This is a genomic window from Bacillus sp. TE9106W (assembly GCF_054062215.1).
This window is the reverse complement of record NZ_JBSSFA010000001.1, coordinates 306,163-323,761: the sequence shown is the minus strand read 5'-3', so window position 1 is coordinate 323,761 and position 17,599 is coordinate 306,163. Positions and strand designations below refer to the sequence as shown.

Sequence of the window (17,599 nt, the reverse complement as noted above, 5' to 3'; positions counted from 1 at the left end):
TGAGGGGAAGAGGGGCTTTATGAATACGATAAAAGTGAAAGAAGCATTAAATCGATTTTTTCTAGAAGATATAGGAGAAAGAGATGTAACATCCCAGCTTATTTTTCCAGACAATTTACTTTCAAAAGGAACATTTCTTGCGAAAGATACAGGGGTCTTTACGGGACGTTTAGTCATTGAAGAAGGGTTTAAATTAATTGATGAGAGAATTAAAGTGGAGCTTCATAAAAAAGATGGAAATCTTGTAGAAAAAGGCGAAATAATCGCAACAGTGCAAGGGCCAATTGCTTCGTTATTAACGGCAGAGCGCGTTATATTAAACGTTATCCAGCGTATGAGCGGAATAGCGACGATGACGCGTAAAGCGGTTCTCGCTTTAGATAGCAGCCATACACGTATTTGTGATACGAGAAAAACGATGCCAGGGCTACGTATGTTTGATAAGTATGCAGTTGTATGCGGAGGCGGATTTAATCACCGTTTCGGCTTATATGACGGTGTCATGATCAAAGACAATCATATTGCTTTTGCTGGTTCTATTACGAAAGCTGTTACGTCGGTGAAAGAAAAATTAGGACATATGGTGAAAGTAGAAGTGGAAACAGAAACGGAAGAACAAGTGAGAGAGGCTGTAGCTGCTGGTGCGGATATTATTATGTTTGATAACCGTACGCCAGATGAGATTCGAGAGTTTTCAAAGATTGTACCGAGTGCCATTGTTACGGAAGCATCGGGAGGCATTACAATTGAAGATTTATCGAAATACGGAAAAACAGGGGTAGATTACATTTCACTTGGAGCATTAACACACTCAGTGAAAGCACTTGATATTAGTTTCAATATTGAGGCATAAGGAAAGTGGCTTAGAGGGGGAGAAAGAAATATGAGTATTTTAGAAAAAGTACAACCGATTGAAACGATGTTACCAGAGCGTTATTACACGATGCCAACAGAAGATATGGAGAAGCGTGTTCGTGAAATTAAAGAAAAAATGGGGGAAACACTATTTATTCCAGGCCATCATTACCAAAAAGATGAAGTGGTACAATTTTCTGATGCAGCAGGAGATTCACTTCAGCTTGCGCAAGTTGCAGCGAGCAATAAAGAAGCAAAATATATTGTATTTTGCGGTGTACACTTTATGGCAGAAACAGCAGATATGTTAACAACAGATGAACAAGTTGTCATCTTACCAGATATGCGTGCAGGTTGTTCGATGGCAGATATGGCAGATATTGAACAAACAGAAAGAGCGTGGAAAGAGCTCACAAAATTATTTGGAGATACGATGATTCCGTTAACGTATGTGAACTCTACGGCTGCCATTAAAGCGTTTTGTGGTCGTAATGGCGGAGCAACAGTAACGTCTTCTAATGCTAAACAAATGGTATCTTGGGCGTTTACGCAAAAAGAGCGTCTCGTCTTTTTACCGGATCAACATTTAGGGAGAAATACAGCGTACGACTTAGGTATCCCGTTAGATAAAATGGCAGTCTGGGATCCACATACTGATTCATTAGAGTACGATGGAGATATAGAAGAAATTCAAGTGATTTTATGGAAAGGGCATTGTTCAGTTCACCAAAACTTTACAGTGAAAAATATAGAGAATGTACGGAAAAATCATCCGGATATGAATATTATTGTACATCCGGAATGTTGCTATGAAGTTGTAGCTGCTTCGGATTATGCAGGTTCAACGAAATACATTATTGATATGATTGAATCGGCTCCATCCGGAAGTAAATGGGCGATTGGTACAGAAATGAATTTAGTGAACCGAATTATTCAACAACACCCAGATAAAGAAATTGTTTCACTTAATCCGTTTATGTGTCCATGTTTAACGATGAACCGAATTGATTTGCCGCACTTATTATGGGCACTTGAAACGATAGAAAGAGGAGAAGAAATTAACGTTATTAGCGTAGATAAACAAGTAACTGAAGAAGCGGTTCTTGCATTAAATCGTATGTTAGAGCGTGTGTGAAGCAGCGGGATTCCCGTTGCTTTTTTTCATACATGTAATCATAACGAGAACGAAATGGGCATACATTGTTTTGAAGAAATCATTGTGATTTTTTTATGCTTATTCCACTTCAAATGATATTGAAAATCGAAGAAGTGATGAAAATGAAAAGAAGTTAACGTTATGTAGAAAGAGTTACTTCATGAGATTTGTTACTTATAGATAAGTTATACAGGAGGGGGAAAATTTGAAAATTCATATCGTGCAAAAAGGGGATACCCTTTGGAAAATTGCGAAAAAGTACGGAGTGGATTTTGATACGCTGAAACAAACAAATACACAACTTAGTAATCCGGATCTCATCATGCCAGGTATGAAAATTAAAGTACCATCAAACGGCGTTCAGGTGAAACAACATGCTGGTGCAGGCTCAGCACCTCCAAAACAATACGTAAAAGAAGTGCAACAAAAAGAATTTGCAGCAACTCCAACTCCACTTGGAATAGAAGATGAAGAAGAAGTTACGTATCAATCAGCGCCAATTACACAGCAGCCTGCTATGCAACAAACACAAAAAGAAGTGCAAGTAAAACCACAGAAGGAAATGCAAGTGACACCACAAAAAGAAGTACAGGTAAAACCACAGAAGGAAATGCAAGTGACACCACAAAAAGAAGTACAGGTAAAACCACAGAAGGAAATGCAAGTGACACCGCAAAAAGAAGTACAGGTAAAGCCTCAAAAAGAATTGCAAAAAGAAAAGCCAATTCAAATAGAAAAACCAGTTGAAAAACCGTCTGTTATCCCAAAACCACCTGTTATAGAAAAACAAAAACCAGCAGAGAAAGACAATACGAAGTTTTCGGTGAATGTGTTACCACAGCCACCGCAACCACCAATAAAAGCGAAAAAAGAATATAAAATTTCAGATGTAATTAAAAAAGGAAGCGAATTAATTGCTCCTCAAATTACTAAAATGAAACCTAATAACATCATTTCCCCGCAAACGAAAAAAGATAACATAGTATCACCGCAAGTAAAGAAAGAAAATGTAGGAAACATAGTATCACCGCAAGTGAAGAAAGAAAACGTAGGAAATATAGTATCACCGCAAGTAAAGAAAGAAAATGTAGGGAATATAGTATCACCGCAAGTAAAGAAAGAAAATGTAGGAAATATAGTATCACCGCAAGTAAAGAAAGAAAATGTAGGAAATATAGTATCACCGCAAGTAAAGAAAGAAAATGTAGGAAACATAGTGTCGCCAAATGTATCGAAAGAAAATGTAGTGATTCCGCAAGTAATACCGCCAAATATTCAAGTGCCAAATATCATGCCAATTATGGATAATAATCAGCCACCAAACATCATGCCGATCATGGATAACAATCAACCACCAAACATTATGCCAATCATGGACAATAATCAATCACCAAACATTATGCCAATCATGGACAATAATCAACCACCAAACATTATGCCAATCATGGACAATAATCAACCACCAAACATCATGCCAATTATGGATAATAATCAAATGCCAAATATGATGCCGATTATGGATAATAATCAAATGCCAAATATGATGCCAATTATGGATAATAATCAAATGCCAAATATGATGCCAATTATGGATAACAACCAAATGCCGAATATGATGCCGATTATGGATAACAACCAAATGCCGAATATGATGCCGATTATGGATAACAATCAACCACCGAATATGATGCCATATCAAATGCCGTATCAACAGCCTATGATGCCGCCGAATCCGTATTATCAACAACAAAATCCATATCAAATGCCATATCAGCAAGGAGCACCGTTTGGACCGCAATATACGTCTATGCCAAATCCAAATATGATGCCGATGGATAATAATATGCCACCGCTCGTGCAAGGTGAGGAAGATTGTGGGTGTGGTGGAGAAAGTAGACTATATAGTCCGCAGCCAGGTGGGCCGCAATATGCGAATCCTTTATATTATCAACCAACTCAGTCAGCATATGCACCACAGCCAGGAACGATGTACTATCAACCTGATCCGCCAAATGTATTTGGGGAGCCAGTTTCAGAAGAAGAGGATGAAGAAGAAGTTTAAAAAGGTGGGATGATTCCCACCTTTTTTGTATGTAGATTCGTTCTGGAAACGGAAGATTTACACCAAATGTTAGAAAATCCCCAGTGAAATATTAACAGTGTAAAAACCTTCTCTGTTACTCATCATAAGAGGGAGCTTTTTAGAAGAGAAGCTCATTCTAACAGAGGGGGTTTTTGTATTGAATACGAAAGTAAAAGTGATTGCTGCTTCTTTGTTAGTTACTAGTGCATTAGCTGCATGTGGTACACCAAAAGATAACAATGCAATGGATGGACGTAACTACAATTACGAGCGTACATCTTATAATGATACACACCAGTATCGTGATAATGTGACGCGTAACAATCGTTATACAGACTATGTAACATATAGAAATGGTCGTAATGATACAGGATACAACTATTACCGTGATGTAAATTACAACGGTCAAATTGCTAATCCGCATCCAACACGTAATATTACAATGAACAATTCATACATCAACAATGATGGTAAAACTGCAGAAAAAATTACAAATCGTGTGAAACGTATGAATAACGTAGACCGTGTGTCTACAGTTGTATATGGAAATGATGTAGCGATTGCGGTAAAACCACGTAACACAGTGACAAATGAAACGGCAATGGCGAACGAAATTCGTCAAGCTGTTGCAAATGAAGTTGGAAACAGAAATGTATATGTTTCTGTAAGAAATGACATGTTTACTCGTGTCGATGCAATGAGTACACGCTTACGTAACGGTACAGTTACAAACGATTTTAATCGTGACATAGTGAATATGTTCCGAGACATTCGTTACGGTTTAACTGGTACAGTGCGATAACAAAACAAAAGAGGAAGGGTGAGCCCTTCCTCTTTATTCATCGTCGTCTTGTAAACGACGCTTTTTAATAAAATAACTAATGGAATAAGAAACTAAAAAGCATATGAAGAGAATACTACCTGTTAAAATAGCTTCCAATAGAGGTCTTTCTGGACTGAAAATGATATAAATAATGGCCATAACGATTCCTACAATAAGAGAGCGTAAAACAAGTTTGTAATAAGGAGTTAACTTTATTTCCTTTTCGCCTTCTTCTACATCGATTGAAACACTTAACTGTAAATAAGCAAGTAAAATACTCGTAAGCATAAATAATAGCCACAATGGAGATTTCGTAATTTGATCCATTCCTTCAGTGAATCCAATATAGCCTAAAATTCCAACTATGCCAATGTATTGAAAAAGAAAGACAATACGTATATTTTTCAATGTTTGCAGAATGAGACGTTCGTCCTTTATTTTTTTCACAATATCCATCTCCTGTTTATTATGATTTCGCTGTTATATTAAATGTAATATATATGTTACATTTATCAATTTATAATTTACATAAAGTTCATTTAGGTGAAAGAGGAAATAAAATATTTTTATAAACATGTTGCACTTATACTTTATTAATGTTATATTAGCAAAGCGATGAGCTAATTTACGTAAGACGAGAGATATGCTTAAGTGCTAAACACGCGAATGTGGTCGCCTGGTCTCTCGCCGTAAACGCATCAAGACGCCTGCTTTGCAGGCGTCTTTCATTTTATATAAAACAAATGCTAATGCAGATAAGGATAAAACTTTATCTGCATTTTTTTATTTTTGAGAGAAATGTAATACGGTCATTTATATGGATAAAACCTCCATTTCCGGAAAAACTACTAATGAAAGTTTGATCTTGCCTAAAAGAGGTGAACGGAAATGAAATGGATACTGATTGCGATGCAAGCTTTCGTTATGATGTTTTGTTTCGTTTATGAAACGAATGTGAAGGCGGAAGGGCCAGTACCAGAAGTAACAGAAAAAGAACCGGAAGTTACAATTTTATTAGAGCGTATGTATGTTGATGGAGAAGTAAGTGAGGAAATCTTTACAGAAAAAGTGGCGGATTTAGAAAAGTTTTTACAGCAGTATAAAGAATGGCAACTCGTTGATCGTGATGATGTGCAAATTGTATTACAAAAGAAAGTTGATGATATTTCTCCGTTATTGAAAACGAGCGGTTATTTTGGAGTATCAGAGGAAGGGATATTACAAATTTTCAAAGGTGTACCGAAAAGTGATAATGCGATTCATTCCTTCTTTCAAATTGATATGAAAAAGCTTGAGAGTTATGAGCGTGCGAAATTGAAGCGCGGTATTCGGATTAAATCAAAAGAAGGTTTTGTGAAGACGATTGAAAAAATGAAACAATACGCAGTGCAAAATAAGAAAAAAAGCAGCTCATGGTGAGCTGCTTTTTTCTTATTTATTCTTAGCTAAAATTTCTTTTGCGATTTCATCAATTAGCATATCTTTTCCGATTGGATTGAAAGCTTTCGTATTGAAAATTTCGTTTGATACTTCATATACGTGATTGTTTTTTACAGCTTTATTGTCTTTCCAAACGGCACTGTTTTTGTAGTCTTTGTAAACTTTATCAGCTTCACCGCCAAAGTTTACAATAAACATTTGATCAGGTTGGAATGCAACAAGACCTTCTAGCGATACTTGTGCCATCGTTTGTTTTAAATCTGTACCTTTTGTTGCTGGAAGTTTTAAGTCGTTAAAGATGATGTCACCGTACCCGAAGCTACCGTACACACGGAAGTTTTGTGGTGTAACTGCGACGAACATAAAGCTGTCATCTTTTGTTTTCTCTTTAATTTTTTTAGATAAAGAGTCGGCTTTTTTATCGTAGTCTGCAATCCATTTGTTTGCTTTTTTCTCTTCGTCAAATAGTTTACCTACTTCTTTAAACTTACCGCGCCAGTCTTCTAAGTTTGTTTCTAGAACAACTGTCGGTGCAACCTTTTCTAGTTGATCATAAATTTTTAATTGACGATTGTTCAAAATAATTAAGTCTGGTTTCAAAGCAGTAACAGCTTCTAAATCAACTTTAGGTGCCCAGTACCAACCTACTGCCTTTACTCCATCTAGCTTTTCTGTCAAATGCTTTTGGATTTTATCTTTGTATGTATTTGCTGTACCAACAGGTTTGTGTCCAAGAAGTAATAATTCTTCTGTTGATCCAGATAAGTCAACAATTCTCTTTGGATTTACTGGAATTGTAGCTTCCCCTTTAGCGTGTTTTACAACTTTTGTTTTCGGTTGTTCTTTTGCTTTTGATTCTTCTTTTTGAGAAGAACAGCCAACGATAGAAAGAACAACTAGCATAATAGTAAATAAAATAAATAGCTTACGTTTCATCCTGATGTAACCCCTTTAATTAGTATTGATAATCATTATCGACTACTGTATATTAATGTGCTTTAACCTTTCTGTCAATGGAAAATAACAGAAGTTTCAAATAGAGAACATTTGTTGGGGTAGTCTCGCTTTTCTATCATTAAATATGTTAAAATGGAATACATGATTTAAGAGGGAGAGATCGTATTTTGTTTGAATATGTTACAGGTTACGTGGAGTATGTAGGACCGGAATATGTCGTAATTGATCATAATGGAATTGGTTATCAAATTTTCACACCGAATCCGTATGTATTTCAAAGAAGTAAGCAAGAAATCCGTGTCTATACATATCATTATGTGAGAGAAGATATTATGGCACTTTACGGGTTTAAAACACGTGAAGAGCGTTTATTATTTACAAAGTTGTTAGGTGTGTCTGGTATTGGACCGAAAGGCGCTCTTGCAATTTTAGCTTCTGGTCAAACAGGACAGGTCGTTCAAGCGATTGAACATGAAGACGAGAAGTTTTTAGTGAAGTTCCCGGGCGTCGGAAAGAAAACAGCACGCCAAATGATTTTAGATTTAAAAGGAAAACTAGCAGACGTTGTACCAGATGCATTTGTTGATTTATTCTCAGACGAAGAACGTTTTGATGAGAAGAAAGGTTCGTCAGCTGAGCTTGATGAGGCGCTGGAAGCTCTGCGCGCACTTGGATACGCAGAACGAGAAGTTTCTCGCGTTGTACCAGAGTTATTAAAAGAATCATTAACGACGGATCAGTATATTAAAAAGGCACTTAGTCTTTTACTAAATGGTAAGAGGTGAGTATAATGGACGAACGTCTCCTTTCAGGGGAATCTGCATATGAAGATGCGGATTTAGAATATTCATTACGGCCACAGACGCTCCGTCAGTATATTGGCCAAGATAAAGCGAAACATAATTTAGAAGTGTTTATTGAAGCGGCAAAAATGCGTGAAGAAACGTTAGATCACGTGCTTTTATATGGACCACCAGGACTTGGTAAAACGACGCTTGCGAATATTATTGCCAATGAAATGGGCGTAAATGTTAGAACAACTTCAGGTCCAGCAATCGAAAGGCCAGGAGATTTAGCAGCTGTATTAACATCGCTTCAACCAGGGGATGTATTATTTATTGATGAAATTCATCGTTTGCATAGATCAATTGAAGAAGTACTATATCCTGCAATGGAAGATTTTTGCCTTGATATTGTCATTGGAAAAGGACCGTCAGCGCGATCTGTACGTTTAGATTTACCGCCATTTACATTAGTTGGAGCAACGACGCGTGCGGGAGCATTATCAGCGCCATTACGTGACCGTTTCGGTGTACTTTCAAGATTAGAGTATTACACAGTAGATCAGCTTTCTGCGATTGTGGAACGTACAGCAGAAGTATTTGAAGTTGAAATTGATTCGTTAGCTGCACTAGAAATTGCAAGACGTGCTCGTGGTACACCTCGTATTGCGAATCGTTTATTACGACGTGTACGAGATTTCGCACAAGTTCGTGGTAACGGAACAGTTACGATGGAAATTACGCAAATGGCATTAGAATTGCTGCAAGTAGATAAATTAGGTCTAGATCATATTGACCATAAATTATTGCTTGGTATTATTGAGAAATTCCGCGGTGGCCCAGTTGGACTAGAAACGGTTTCGGCAACGATTGGAGAAGAATCTCATACGATTGAAGATGTGTATGAGCCATATTTATTACAAATTGGCTTTTTACAACGAACGCCAAGGGGCCGGATTGTAACGCCACTTGCATATGAGCATTTTGGAATGGAGATGCCAAAAGTATGACGGAGATGCCGAAATTGCTTATTACAGCAGGTATCTTACTTATCGTTGTTGGATTAGCTTGGAAGTTCATTGGAAGGCTTCCAGGCGATATTTTTGTGAAAAAAGGAAACGTTACCTTTTATTTTCCTATCATTACATGTATTGTGTTAAGTATTGTATTATCTTTTATTATGTATATAATAAATCGATTCAAATAAGAAATAGGTGGATATAGTTATGGATATTAATCTGTTTGATTTTCATTTACCAGAAGAACTTATTGCACAAGTCCCATTAGAAGAGCGTGAAACATCAAGATTAATGGTGTTAGACCGCGAAACAGGGGATATTGAGCATAAACATTTTACGGACATTCTTTCTTACTTACATGAGGGGGATTGCTTAGTTTTAAATGAAACGAAAGTAATGCCAGCTCGTTTGCACGGTGTGAAAGAAGATACAGGCGCACACATTGAAGTACTTCTTTTAAAACAGGAAGAAGGCGATAAGTGGGAGACGCTTGTTAAGCCAGCGAAACGTGTAAAAGAAGGAACTGTTATCTCTTTTGGCGAAGGGAAATTAAAAGCAACTTGCACAGGAACTGCAGATCAAGGTGGACGTCAGCTTGAATTTTCATATGACGGCATCTTCTATGAAATTTTAGATGAACTTGGAGAAATGCCACTTCCTCCATATATTAAAGAGACGCTAGAAGATCGCGATCGCTATCAAACAGTATATGCGAAAGAAATCGGTTCAGCAGCAGCGCCGACTGCAGGACTTCACTTTACAGAAGAGTTACTGGAGAAGTTAAAACAAAAAGGCGTTGAGTTAGCATTTATTACACTTCACGTAGGGCTTGGAACATTTAGACCAGTTTCTGCTGATACGATTGAAGAGCACCATATGCACGCAGAATATTACCATATGTCTGAAGAGACAGCGGCATTATTAAACCGTGTAAAAGAGAATGGTGGACGTATTATTACGGTAGGTACGACTTCAACTCGTACGTTAGAAACAATTGCGACAGATTATGACGGCAAGCTTTGTGCTGCTTCTGGCTGGACAGATATTTTTATGTACCCAGGTTATGAATTTAAAGCAATTGATGGTTTAATTACAAACTTCCATTTACCGAAATCAACATTAATTATGCTTGTAAGTGCATTTGCAAACAGAGATAATGTACTTCATGCCTATAATGAAGCAGTAAAAGAAAAATATCGTTTCTTTAGCTTCGGTGATGCAATGTTCGTTGCATCTCACGCTAAAATGGGAAACAAATAAAAGGAGTAAATTATGACAGCAATTCGTTATGAATTTATTAAAACTTGTAAACAAACAGGTGCTCGTTTAGGACGTGTACATACGCCGCACGGTTCATTTGATACACCAACATTTATGCCAGTTGGTACACTTGCAACAGTTAAGACAATGTCACCAGAAGAATTAAAAGCAATGGATTCTGGCATTATTTTAAGTAATACGTATCATTTATGGTTACGTCCAGGTCACGAAATCATCCGTGAAGCAGGTGGTTTGCATAAATTTATGAACTGGGATCGTGCAATCTTAACGGACTCTGGTGGTTTCCAAGTATTCAGTTTAAGTGACTTCCGTCGCATTGAAGAGGAAGGCGTTCACTTCCGTAACCACTTAAATGGAGATAAATTATTCTTATCACCAGAAAAAGCGATGGAAATTCAAAATGCATTAGGTTCAGATATTATGATGGCATTTGATGAGTGTCCACCATTCCCAGCTACTTTTGAATATATGAAGAAGTCTGTAGAGCGTACAAGTCGCTGGGCAGAGCGTTGCTTAAAAGCGCATGAACGTCCACAAGATCAAGGTTTATTCGGTATTGTACAGGGCGGAGAATTTGAAGAACTTCGCCGTCAAAGTGCAAAAGACCTTGTTTCAATGGACTTCCCTGGTTACGCGGTAGGTGGTTTATCTGTAGGTGAGCCGAAAGATATTATGAACCGTGTACTTGAGTTTACAACGCCACTTCTTCCAGATAATAAGCCACGTTACTTAATGGGAGTAGGTTCTCCTGACTCATTAATCGATGGTGCAATTCGTGGTATTGATATGTTTGACTGCGTACTGCCAACTCGTATCGCTCGAAATGGTACATGTATGACAAGTGAAGGCCGCCTTGTTGTCAAAAATGCGAAATTCGCAAGAGACTTCGGTCCGCTTGATCCAAATTGTGATTGCTACACATGTAAAAATTATTCTCGTGCGTATATTCGTCACTTAATGAAATGTGATGAAACGTTCGGAATTCGTTTAACGTCTTATCACAACCTTCATTTTCTGTTAAACTTAATGGAGCAGGTGAGACAAGCTATTCGTGAAGACCGTCTTGGCGATTTCCGCGAAGAATTCTTTGAACAGTATGGCTTTAATAAACCGAATGCTAAAAACTTCTAATACATAATTTAAAAGGAGGAACAAAAGATGAATCCAGGTATGATGAATATCGTTATGATCGTTGCGATGTTTGCGATTTTCTATTTCTTATTAATTCGCCCGCAACAAAAGCGTCAAAAAGCAGTTGCTCAAATGCAAAGTGAGTTAAAAAAAGGTGATGCTATCGTAACAATCGGTGGTTTACACGGTACAATTGAATCAGTAGATGAGACGAAAATCGTTGTTAAATCTGGCGGTTCACACTTAACTTTCGATCGTAATGCGATTCGTGAAGTTGTGAAAAACTAATGAAGAAGGCCCTGCATGGAATGTGCAGGGCCTTTTTTAGTTATTTTGTTTTGACATATTTACACCAAAAATACCACCGAGTGTACTCGCACCCATTAATGCTAATTGATAAAGTAACTGTGAGTTCGATAAAGTTTGAGAGAAGCCTAAATAGTTAACTAGAAAAACAAGTATGGTGAATGTAAGTCCTGTTGTGAAGCCTACTAGCCAACCTTTCCCTTGTGCTTTTTTACCGGCAGTAAACCCGGATATAAGCATTGATAAAAGAGCTAGTATAAAAATAGTAACGGCTAACGTCCCTTCAGTCATATCAGTAAACTTTAATAAAAGAGCCATAACCATGCTAGTAATTGATGCGAGAATTAATAAGGTAATGATACCGAAGCCGATTGCAGTTGATAACTTTTTCGTTCCATCCATTTATACATTCCCCCTTTTTAATACAAGCATATTTTCCTTTTGCTTAAGTTAGACTAGTTTCTTTTTTATAGGGGAGTCTATACGTAAAAAAGGAGCTGTAGAAATGGAATGGGTATCAGTAATTGGCCGGACGATGCTTTTGTATATTATCATCTTAATTATCTTTCGTCTTATGGGTAAACGTGAAATAGGAGAATTAAGTGTATTAGATTTAGTCGTATTCATTATGCTTGGTGAATTGGCTGTAGTCGCAATTGAAAATGCGGATAAATCACTTTGGCATCAATTAGTTCCGATGCTCTTCCTTATGTGTATACAGATCATGTTATCTGTCATTTCTTTAAAGTTTCAACGATTTCGGCATTTAATAGAAGGCGAACCAGCGATTATTATTAATGCTGGAAAAATTGATGAAAAAAAGATGAGAAACCAGCGATATAATATAGATGATTTAATGATGCAATTAAGGGAGCAAGGAGTGGGAGATATACGAGATGTAGAATACGCTATTTTAGAACCATCTGGGAAGTTATCTGTCTTTCAAAAACAAAAAGGCGGGCAGGATGATGCATTGCAGTTTACTCTTCCTCTTATTATTGATGGAGAAATTCAATCTAGTCATTTGCAAATGATTGAACATACAGATGAATGGCTCGTTGAAAAATTAAAAAACTTAGGTTATAAAGATGTAACACAAATTTTATACTGTAGCTTTCAAAATGGACAATTTTTTGTTGATTTGAAAGAAAACTAGAGGCTTACGATATGAAATAGTAAGCCCGTTCACTTCAAAAATGAAAGCTTTCGAATGATAGGTAGACGACTTAACTCTTCTTTTCGAATGAGTTTGAAAATGAAGAGGAGCACAATATAAACGAGTGTTGTTAAAGTGATTTCCCATAATGTTTGTATGCCAAGTGAATGAGAGAAAACTATATACTTATGAACGTAAAAACCAAAGGAGCCTGCGATACCGATGGCAAGTCCGCCAAAAATATAGTCTTTTGCGTAAATGGTAAATGTAATTTTCTTTAAAACAGTAGCGTAATGAAGGAATGTTACTGTTACGATATTTGCTGCAATTGCAAGGGCGACCCCCATCATTTGAAACTCTGGCCTTGAAGCTAGTACAAAAATAACGATTAATTTCACGATGGCACCAATAAATGTATTCATCATGGCCGCACGTGCTAAGTTTAAAGCTTGTAAAACAGAGGTAAGTGGACTTTGAAAATAGTGAAATAAAAAGCAAGGTGCAAGAAGCTGGATGAATGCTGTTGCACTATCCGATCCATACATAAGAGTTAAAACAGGAGAAGCAAATACGTATAATATAACGACTGACCATCCACCAGTAATTAATGAAATCCGAAGAGCTTGTTGTAAGCGATGTTCTACTAATTTATGCTGCCTCTTTGCCATTGCCTCGCTAATAGATGGAACGAGTGCTGTAGAGAGAGCGTATGTAATAAAGGCTGGCAGTGAAAGGAGCGGGAATGCATAACCGTTTAATATACCGTATTGCTGGGTTGCGACGGAGGCAGCAACGCCGGCAATCGCTAAGCTTTGCATAACGACGATAGGTTCAAAAAAATAGGAAACGGAACCGATTAAACGACTTCCTGTAGTTGGAAGTGCAATATCCATAAGAGAATAAAATGTCCCCTTGCTCTCCTTTACAGTAGTGAAAAATCCAGAGCGTATAGATAAATGTTTTTCGCGCTGGAATAAAGTGAGTAAAAATAATAATGATGCCACTTCACCGAGAACGGCTGATAACATAGCGCCAGCTGCAGCATATTCTACGCCGTAAGGTAAAAATAATTGAATACATATAGCGATAATTGTAATACGGACAATTTGTTCAATAACTTGGGCGTAAGCGCTAGGTTTCATATTTTGTTTCCCTTGAAAATAACCGCGTAAAACAGAAGAAACAGCAATAACAGGAACGACAGGTAAAATAGCCATTAATGGATAATACGTTCGTTCATCAGTTAATAATGTTTTTGCTAAAATAGGTGTGAGGAGCATAATTCCAATCGTTAAAATGATACTAATAACGGATGTAACAGCTAATGATACTGTTAATATTTTTTTAACTTTTTGTTTATCGTTCACAGCTTCCGCTTCTGCTACAAATTTTGCGATTGCGACAGGAAGACCGATTTGTGTTAATGTAATTGCTAGAATAAATGTAGGGACGGCCATCATATAAAGGCCAACGCCTTCTTCTCCTAAAATACGTGCCATTACAATACGGTTAATAAATCCTAGAATTTTGGTAATAAAGCCGGCGATCATTAAAATAAATGCGCCTTTTAAAAAGCTTTGTCTCGTCATGGTCTTCTCCTACCTTCTCAAAATCAGTGGAATGATTTACAATAATTTATATGCACGTACGAGACAAGAATGACAAGCATTTAAGAGAGTGTGCTCTTGAAAGTAGTTATTGCTGTCCATTAGAGCGGGATTAAAAGCGACTTTTCGTGCTGAAATAAGAAGGAGATGTTAAATATGTTAGATAGAGAGGCTTTGGTAGAATCATACCGCGGACAGTTACAAGTCGTTTTAGAAAGTAAAGTAGAAGAGTTCCAAATGTTCGGCTACGACCGAGTAACAGATGATGACATTTGGAAGTTTCTTAAAGTGAAAAAGTGGAAGAAGATAGACAGCGATGTTAGATTGTATGAATTAGTTAATGACGTATTAACAGTAACAGCTAATGAATATATGACGTATTTAACTGTTGAAGCATATCAAGCGCCACTTTGGTCATTTGATGAATATGAAAATAAATAACCGACTGCAATTGGTTTGTTCTTCCTTTTGCAGTATAATGATAGGTATTGATAAAGAGGAAATAATTATGTCTAAGATTATATAAAAAGGGGGTAGTGAAGAGAGAAAACAAATAATGGAAGTGTAGGTATTGTAAAAAACTTACCGACACAGCTAGTGAGGAACTAGCAAAATTATAGAAAGGAAGTCTACTAACTAGGCGTATGCACACGTGTAAAAGTGAATCGTAAGAGATTTATTTGAAGTGTTAGTAGCGGAAAGAGGGTACATATGGCAAAGCGTGGTACGAGAATTGCCGCCTTTTTCCTCATCGTTTTATTAATCGGTGGAGTAATTGGTGCGGCAGGAAAAGACATAGCAAAAGGAATTAGTCTAGGACTAGACCTTCGCGGTGGTTTTGAAATTCTGTATGAAGTAAAACCAGCCAAAAAAGGTGATAAAATCGATCGAGACGTACTTGTAAGTACAGTAGGTGCTCTTGAAAATCGTGTCAATGTTCTCGGTGTAAGTGAGCCGAACATTCAAATCGAAGGACAAGATCGAATTCGTGTACAGCTTGCTGGTGTACAAGATCAGCAAAAAGCTCGTGAAATGTTGTCAACACAAGCGAAATTAACATTCCGTGATGTAGATGACAATCTTCTTATGGATGGAACGGATTTAAAAGGTGGCGGAGCGAAGCAAACATTTGATGAGCAAGGCCGTGCGAGTGTAGGTCTTACACTAAAAAGCGCTGAAAAATTCCGTGAAGTAACTGAAAAAATTTCAAAAATGCCACCACCAACAAATTTAATGGTAATTTGGCTTGATTTTGAAGAAGGAAAAGATTCGTATAAAGCAGAATCTGCAAAACCGAATCCGAAATTCTTATCAGCAGCAACAGTAAACCAAGTGTTTAACCAAGCTGAAGTATCTATCGTAGGTGGAAACTTCACAGTTGAAAGTGCGAAACAACTTTCATCTTTATTAAATGCAGGTGCACTTCCGGTTGATTTAAAAGAAATGTATTCAACATCAGTTGGAGCGAAGTTTGGTCAACAAGCGTTAGAGCAAACAATTTTCGCTAGTGCGATTGGTATCGCTCTTATTTTTGTATTTATGCTTGTATTCTACCGTTTACCAGGAATTGTAGCGGTTATTATGTTAGGTTTATACATTTTCGTTACATTACTTGTCTTTAACTGGATGCATGCAGTTCTGACGTTGCCAGGTATTGCGGCGTTAGTGCTCGGGGTAGGTATCGCAGTTGATGCGAATATTATTACGTACGAGAGACTAAAAGAAGAACTGAAAATTGGTAAGTCAATGATGTCAGCATTCCGTGCTGGTAACCATCGTTCATTAGCAACAATTTTAGATGCGAACATTACAACACTTGCAGCAGCTGGTGTATTATTCGTTTACGGTAATAGCTCTGTAAAAGGATTCGCAACAAGTTTAATCGTAAGTATTTTAGTTGGTTTTATTACGAACGTATTCGGTACTCGTTTCTTACTAAGTTTACTTGTAAAGAGCCGTTACTTCGATAAAAAACCAGGATATTTTGGTGTGAAACAAAAGGATATTATTCCGTTAACAAAAGGTGTAGTACATCCACCAACGAAATTTGATCGTATTAACTTTGTAAATGTCGGTCATAAATTCCTTATCTTCTCGATTGTAGTTGTAATTGCAGGTGCGATTATTTTACCAATTTTCAAATTGAATCTTGGTATTGACTTTGCAAGTGGTACACGTATCGACTTACAGTCAAAACAATCAGTTACTGTATCTGATGTTCATAAAGATTTTAAAGAATTGAACATTGATGTGAAGGAAGAAAACATTGTACCGACTGGAGATGACAATAAAGGATTCGCAGTTCGTACATTAGGTGTTTTATCAAAAGATGAAATTGCGAAAACAAAAACATTCTTCCACGATAAATATGGTACAGATCCAAACGTAAGTACAGTTTCACCGACAATCGGTAAAGAAATTGCACGAAATGCATTTATCGCAGTATTAATTGCTTCTGCAGTTATCATTTTATACGTAAGTATTCGATTCCGATTTACGTACGCATTATCTGCAGTGCTTGCATTATTACATGATGCATTCGTTATGATTGTTATATTTAGTATTTTCCAATTGGAGGTAGACTTAACGTTTATCGCTGCCGTGTTAACAATCATCGGTTATTCTATTAATGACTCAATTGTTACGTTTGATAGAAACCGTGAATTATACAAACAGAAAAAACGAGTTCGCGATATAAAAGACTTAGAAGAAATCGTAAATGCAAGTATTCGCCAAACGCTTGGTCGTTCGATTAATACTGTATTAACAGTGTTATTCCCAGTAATTGCATTGCTTATCTTCGGTAGTGAGTCACTACGTAACTTCTCGTTTGCGTTACTAGTTGGATTAATTGTAGGTACGTATTCTTCTGTTTTCGTTGCCTCTCAAATTTGGTTAATGCTTGAAAACCGTCGTTTGAAAAAGGGAAAAAACAAGAAGAAGGTTGAGAAAGTAGAATCTGAACCGCAAGTATAAAAAAGATGATGTCTCTTTATGAGGCAT

17 protein-coding genes and 1 pseudogene are annotated in these 17,599 nt (G+C 37.0%); 14 read left to right on the top strand and 4 right to left on the bottom strand.

Translation table 11 applies throughout. The annotated features are described in order from the left end of the window. The first annotated feature begins 19 nt into the window (after nt 1-19). The 4 genes and pseudogenes from nadC to ACVWY7_RS01805 all read left to right on the top strand — a co-directional run bounded on the left by nadC (nt 20) and on the right by ACVWY7_RS01805 (nt 4,896). A complete protein-coding gene (gene nadC, locus ACVWY7_RS01820; RefSeq protein WP_001092237.1) occupies nt 20-853 on the top strand; it encodes a carboxylating nicotinate-nucleotide diphosphorylase in 834 nt (277 codons plus the stop codon). Between the two features lie 30 nt (nt 854-883). Then, nucleotides 884-1,990 (top strand): quinolinate synthase NadA, encoded by a 1,107-nt coding sequence (nadA, locus tag ACVWY7_RS01815; protein WP_000025285.1) that lies wholly within the window; start codon nt 884-886, stop codon nt 1,988-1,990. A 226-nt stretch (nt 1,991-2,216) separates the two neighbouring features. Beyond that, a pseudogene (safA, locus tag ACVWY7_RS01810) lies at nt 2,217-2,379 on the top strand (SafA/ExsA family spore coat assembly protein); the annotation flags it as partial. A 1,872-nt stretch (nt 2,380-4,251) separates the two neighbouring features. After that, nucleotides 4,252-4,896, top strand: coding sequence for a YhcN/YlaJ family sporulation lipoprotein (locus ACVWY7_RS01805; RefSeq protein ID WP_001093538.1), 645 nt, complete (start codon nt 4,252-4,254; stop codon nt 4,894-4,896). Between the two features lie 33 nt (nt 4,897-4,929). Here ACVWY7_RS01805 and ACVWY7_RS01800 read toward each other — a convergent pair whose 3' ends face one another. Further along, nucleotides 4,930-5,373, bottom strand: a complete 444-nt coding sequence (locus ACVWY7_RS01800) for a branched-chain amino acid ABC transporter substrate-binding protein (protein ID WP_105989272.1) — start codon at nt 5,371-5,373, stop codon at nt 4,930-4,932. A gap of 432 nt (nt 5,374-5,805) precedes the next feature. On the opposite strand from ACVWY7_RS01800, the gene ACVWY7_RS01795 reads away from it, so the two are divergent. Continuing rightward, the gene (locus ACVWY7_RS01795; protein WP_000871171.1) at nt 5,806-6,336 is read left to right on the top strand and encodes a BofC C-terminal domain-containing protein; all 531 of its coding nucleotides are present in this window, start codon (nt 5,806-5,808) and stop codon (nt 6,334-6,336) included. A 12-nt stretch (nt 6,337-6,348) separates the two neighbouring features. Here ACVWY7_RS01795 and ACVWY7_RS01790 read toward each other — a convergent pair whose 3' ends face one another. Beyond that, nucleotides 6,349-7,293, bottom strand: coding sequence for an iron-hydroxamate ABC transporter substrate-binding protein (locus ACVWY7_RS01790; RefSeq protein ID WP_105989270.1), 945 nt, complete (start codon nt 7,291-7,293; stop codon nt 6,349-6,351). Between the two features lie 188 nt (nt 7,294-7,481). On the opposite strand from ACVWY7_RS01790, the gene ruvA reads away from it, so the two are divergent. The 6 genes from ruvA to yajC are packed head-to-tail and all read left to right on the top strand — an operon-like array spanning nt 7,482 to nt 11,815. After that, nucleotides 7,482-8,099: a Holliday junction DNA helicase RuvA gene (gene ruvA / locus ACVWY7_RS01785; protein WP_000464508.1), complete on the top strand. Its 618-nt coding sequence runs from the start codon at nt 7,482-7,484 to the stop codon at nt 8,097-8,099. Nucleotides 8,100-8,104: 5 nt separating this feature from the next. Continuing rightward, entirely contained in the window at nt 8,105-9,106 is a 1,002-nt protein-coding gene (gene ruvB, locus ACVWY7_RS01780) for a Holliday junction branch migration DNA helicase RuvB (RefSeq protein ID WP_000344456.1), read from the top strand. Continuing rightward, nucleotides 9,103-9,303, top strand: a complete 201-nt coding sequence (locus ACVWY7_RS01775) for a DUF2905 domain-containing protein (RefSeq protein WP_000138162.1) — start codon at nt 9,103-9,105, stop codon at nt 9,301-9,303. The genes ruvB and ACVWY7_RS01775 overlap by 4 nt, the downstream gene beginning before the upstream one ends. A 19-nt stretch (nt 9,304-9,322) precedes the next feature. Beyond that, complete coding sequence (queA, locus tag ACVWY7_RS01770; RefSeq protein WP_105989268.1) at nt 9,323-10,375, top strand: tRNA preQ1(34) S-adenosylmethionine ribosyltransferase-isomerase QueA; 1,053 nt, start codon at nt 9,323-9,325, stop codon at nt 10,373-10,375. Between the two features lie 12 nt (nt 10,376-10,387). Beyond that, nucleotides 10,388-11,527, top strand: a complete 1,140-nt coding sequence (tgt, locus tag ACVWY7_RS01765) for a tRNA guanosine(34) transglycosylase Tgt (protein WP_000125362.1) — start codon at nt 10,388-10,390, stop codon at nt 11,525-11,527. A gap of 27 nt (nt 11,528-11,554) precedes the next feature. Then, entirely contained in the window at nt 11,555-11,815 is a 261-nt protein-coding gene (gene yajC / locus ACVWY7_RS01760; protein ID WP_001068067.1) for a preprotein translocase subunit YajC, read from the top strand. A gap of 36 nt (nt 11,816-11,851) precedes the next feature. On the opposite strand, the gene ACVWY7_RS01755 is transcribed toward yajC, so the two are convergent. Beyond that, the gene (locus ACVWY7_RS01755) at nt 11,852-12,235 is read right to left on the bottom strand and encodes a TIGR04086 family membrane protein (RefSeq protein ID WP_000349133.1); all 384 of its coding nucleotides are present in this window, start codon (nt 12,233-12,235) and stop codon (nt 11,852-11,854) included. 103 nt (nt 12,236-12,338) lie between these two features. On the opposite strand from ACVWY7_RS01755, the gene ACVWY7_RS01750 reads away from it, so the two are divergent. Then, nucleotides 12,339-12,989 carry a DUF421 domain-containing protein gene (locus ACVWY7_RS01750; protein WP_000455388.1) on the top strand — a complete coding sequence of 217 codons (651 nt, stop codon included), beginning with the start codon at nt 12,339-12,341 and terminating at the stop codon, nt 12,987-12,989. A 29-nt stretch (nt 12,990-13,018) separates the two neighbouring features. Here ACVWY7_RS01750 and spoVB read toward each other — a convergent pair whose 3' ends face one another. After that, nucleotides 13,019-14,578 (bottom strand): stage V sporulation protein B, encoded by a 1,560-nt coding sequence (spoVB, locus tag ACVWY7_RS01745; protein WP_000198287.1) that lies wholly within the window; start codon nt 14,576-14,578, stop codon nt 13,019-13,021. A gap of 174 nt (nt 14,579-14,752) precedes the next feature. On the opposite strand from spoVB, the gene ACVWY7_RS01740 reads away from it, so the two are divergent. Next, nucleotides 14,753-15,037 carry a post-transcriptional regulator gene (locus tag ACVWY7_RS01740; protein WP_000886980.1) on the top strand — a complete coding sequence of 95 codons (285 nt, stop codon included), beginning with the start codon at nt 14,753-14,755 and terminating at the stop codon, nt 15,035-15,037. A 270-nt stretch (nt 15,038-15,307) separates the two neighbouring features. Then, nucleotides 15,308-17,572 carry a protein translocase subunit SecDF gene (secDF, locus tag ACVWY7_RS01735; protein WP_001119073.1) on the top strand — a complete coding sequence of 755 codons (2,265 nt, stop codon included), beginning with the start codon at nt 15,308-15,310 and terminating at the stop codon, nt 17,570-17,572. The last annotated feature ends 27 nt before the right edge of the window (nt 17,573-17,599 follow it).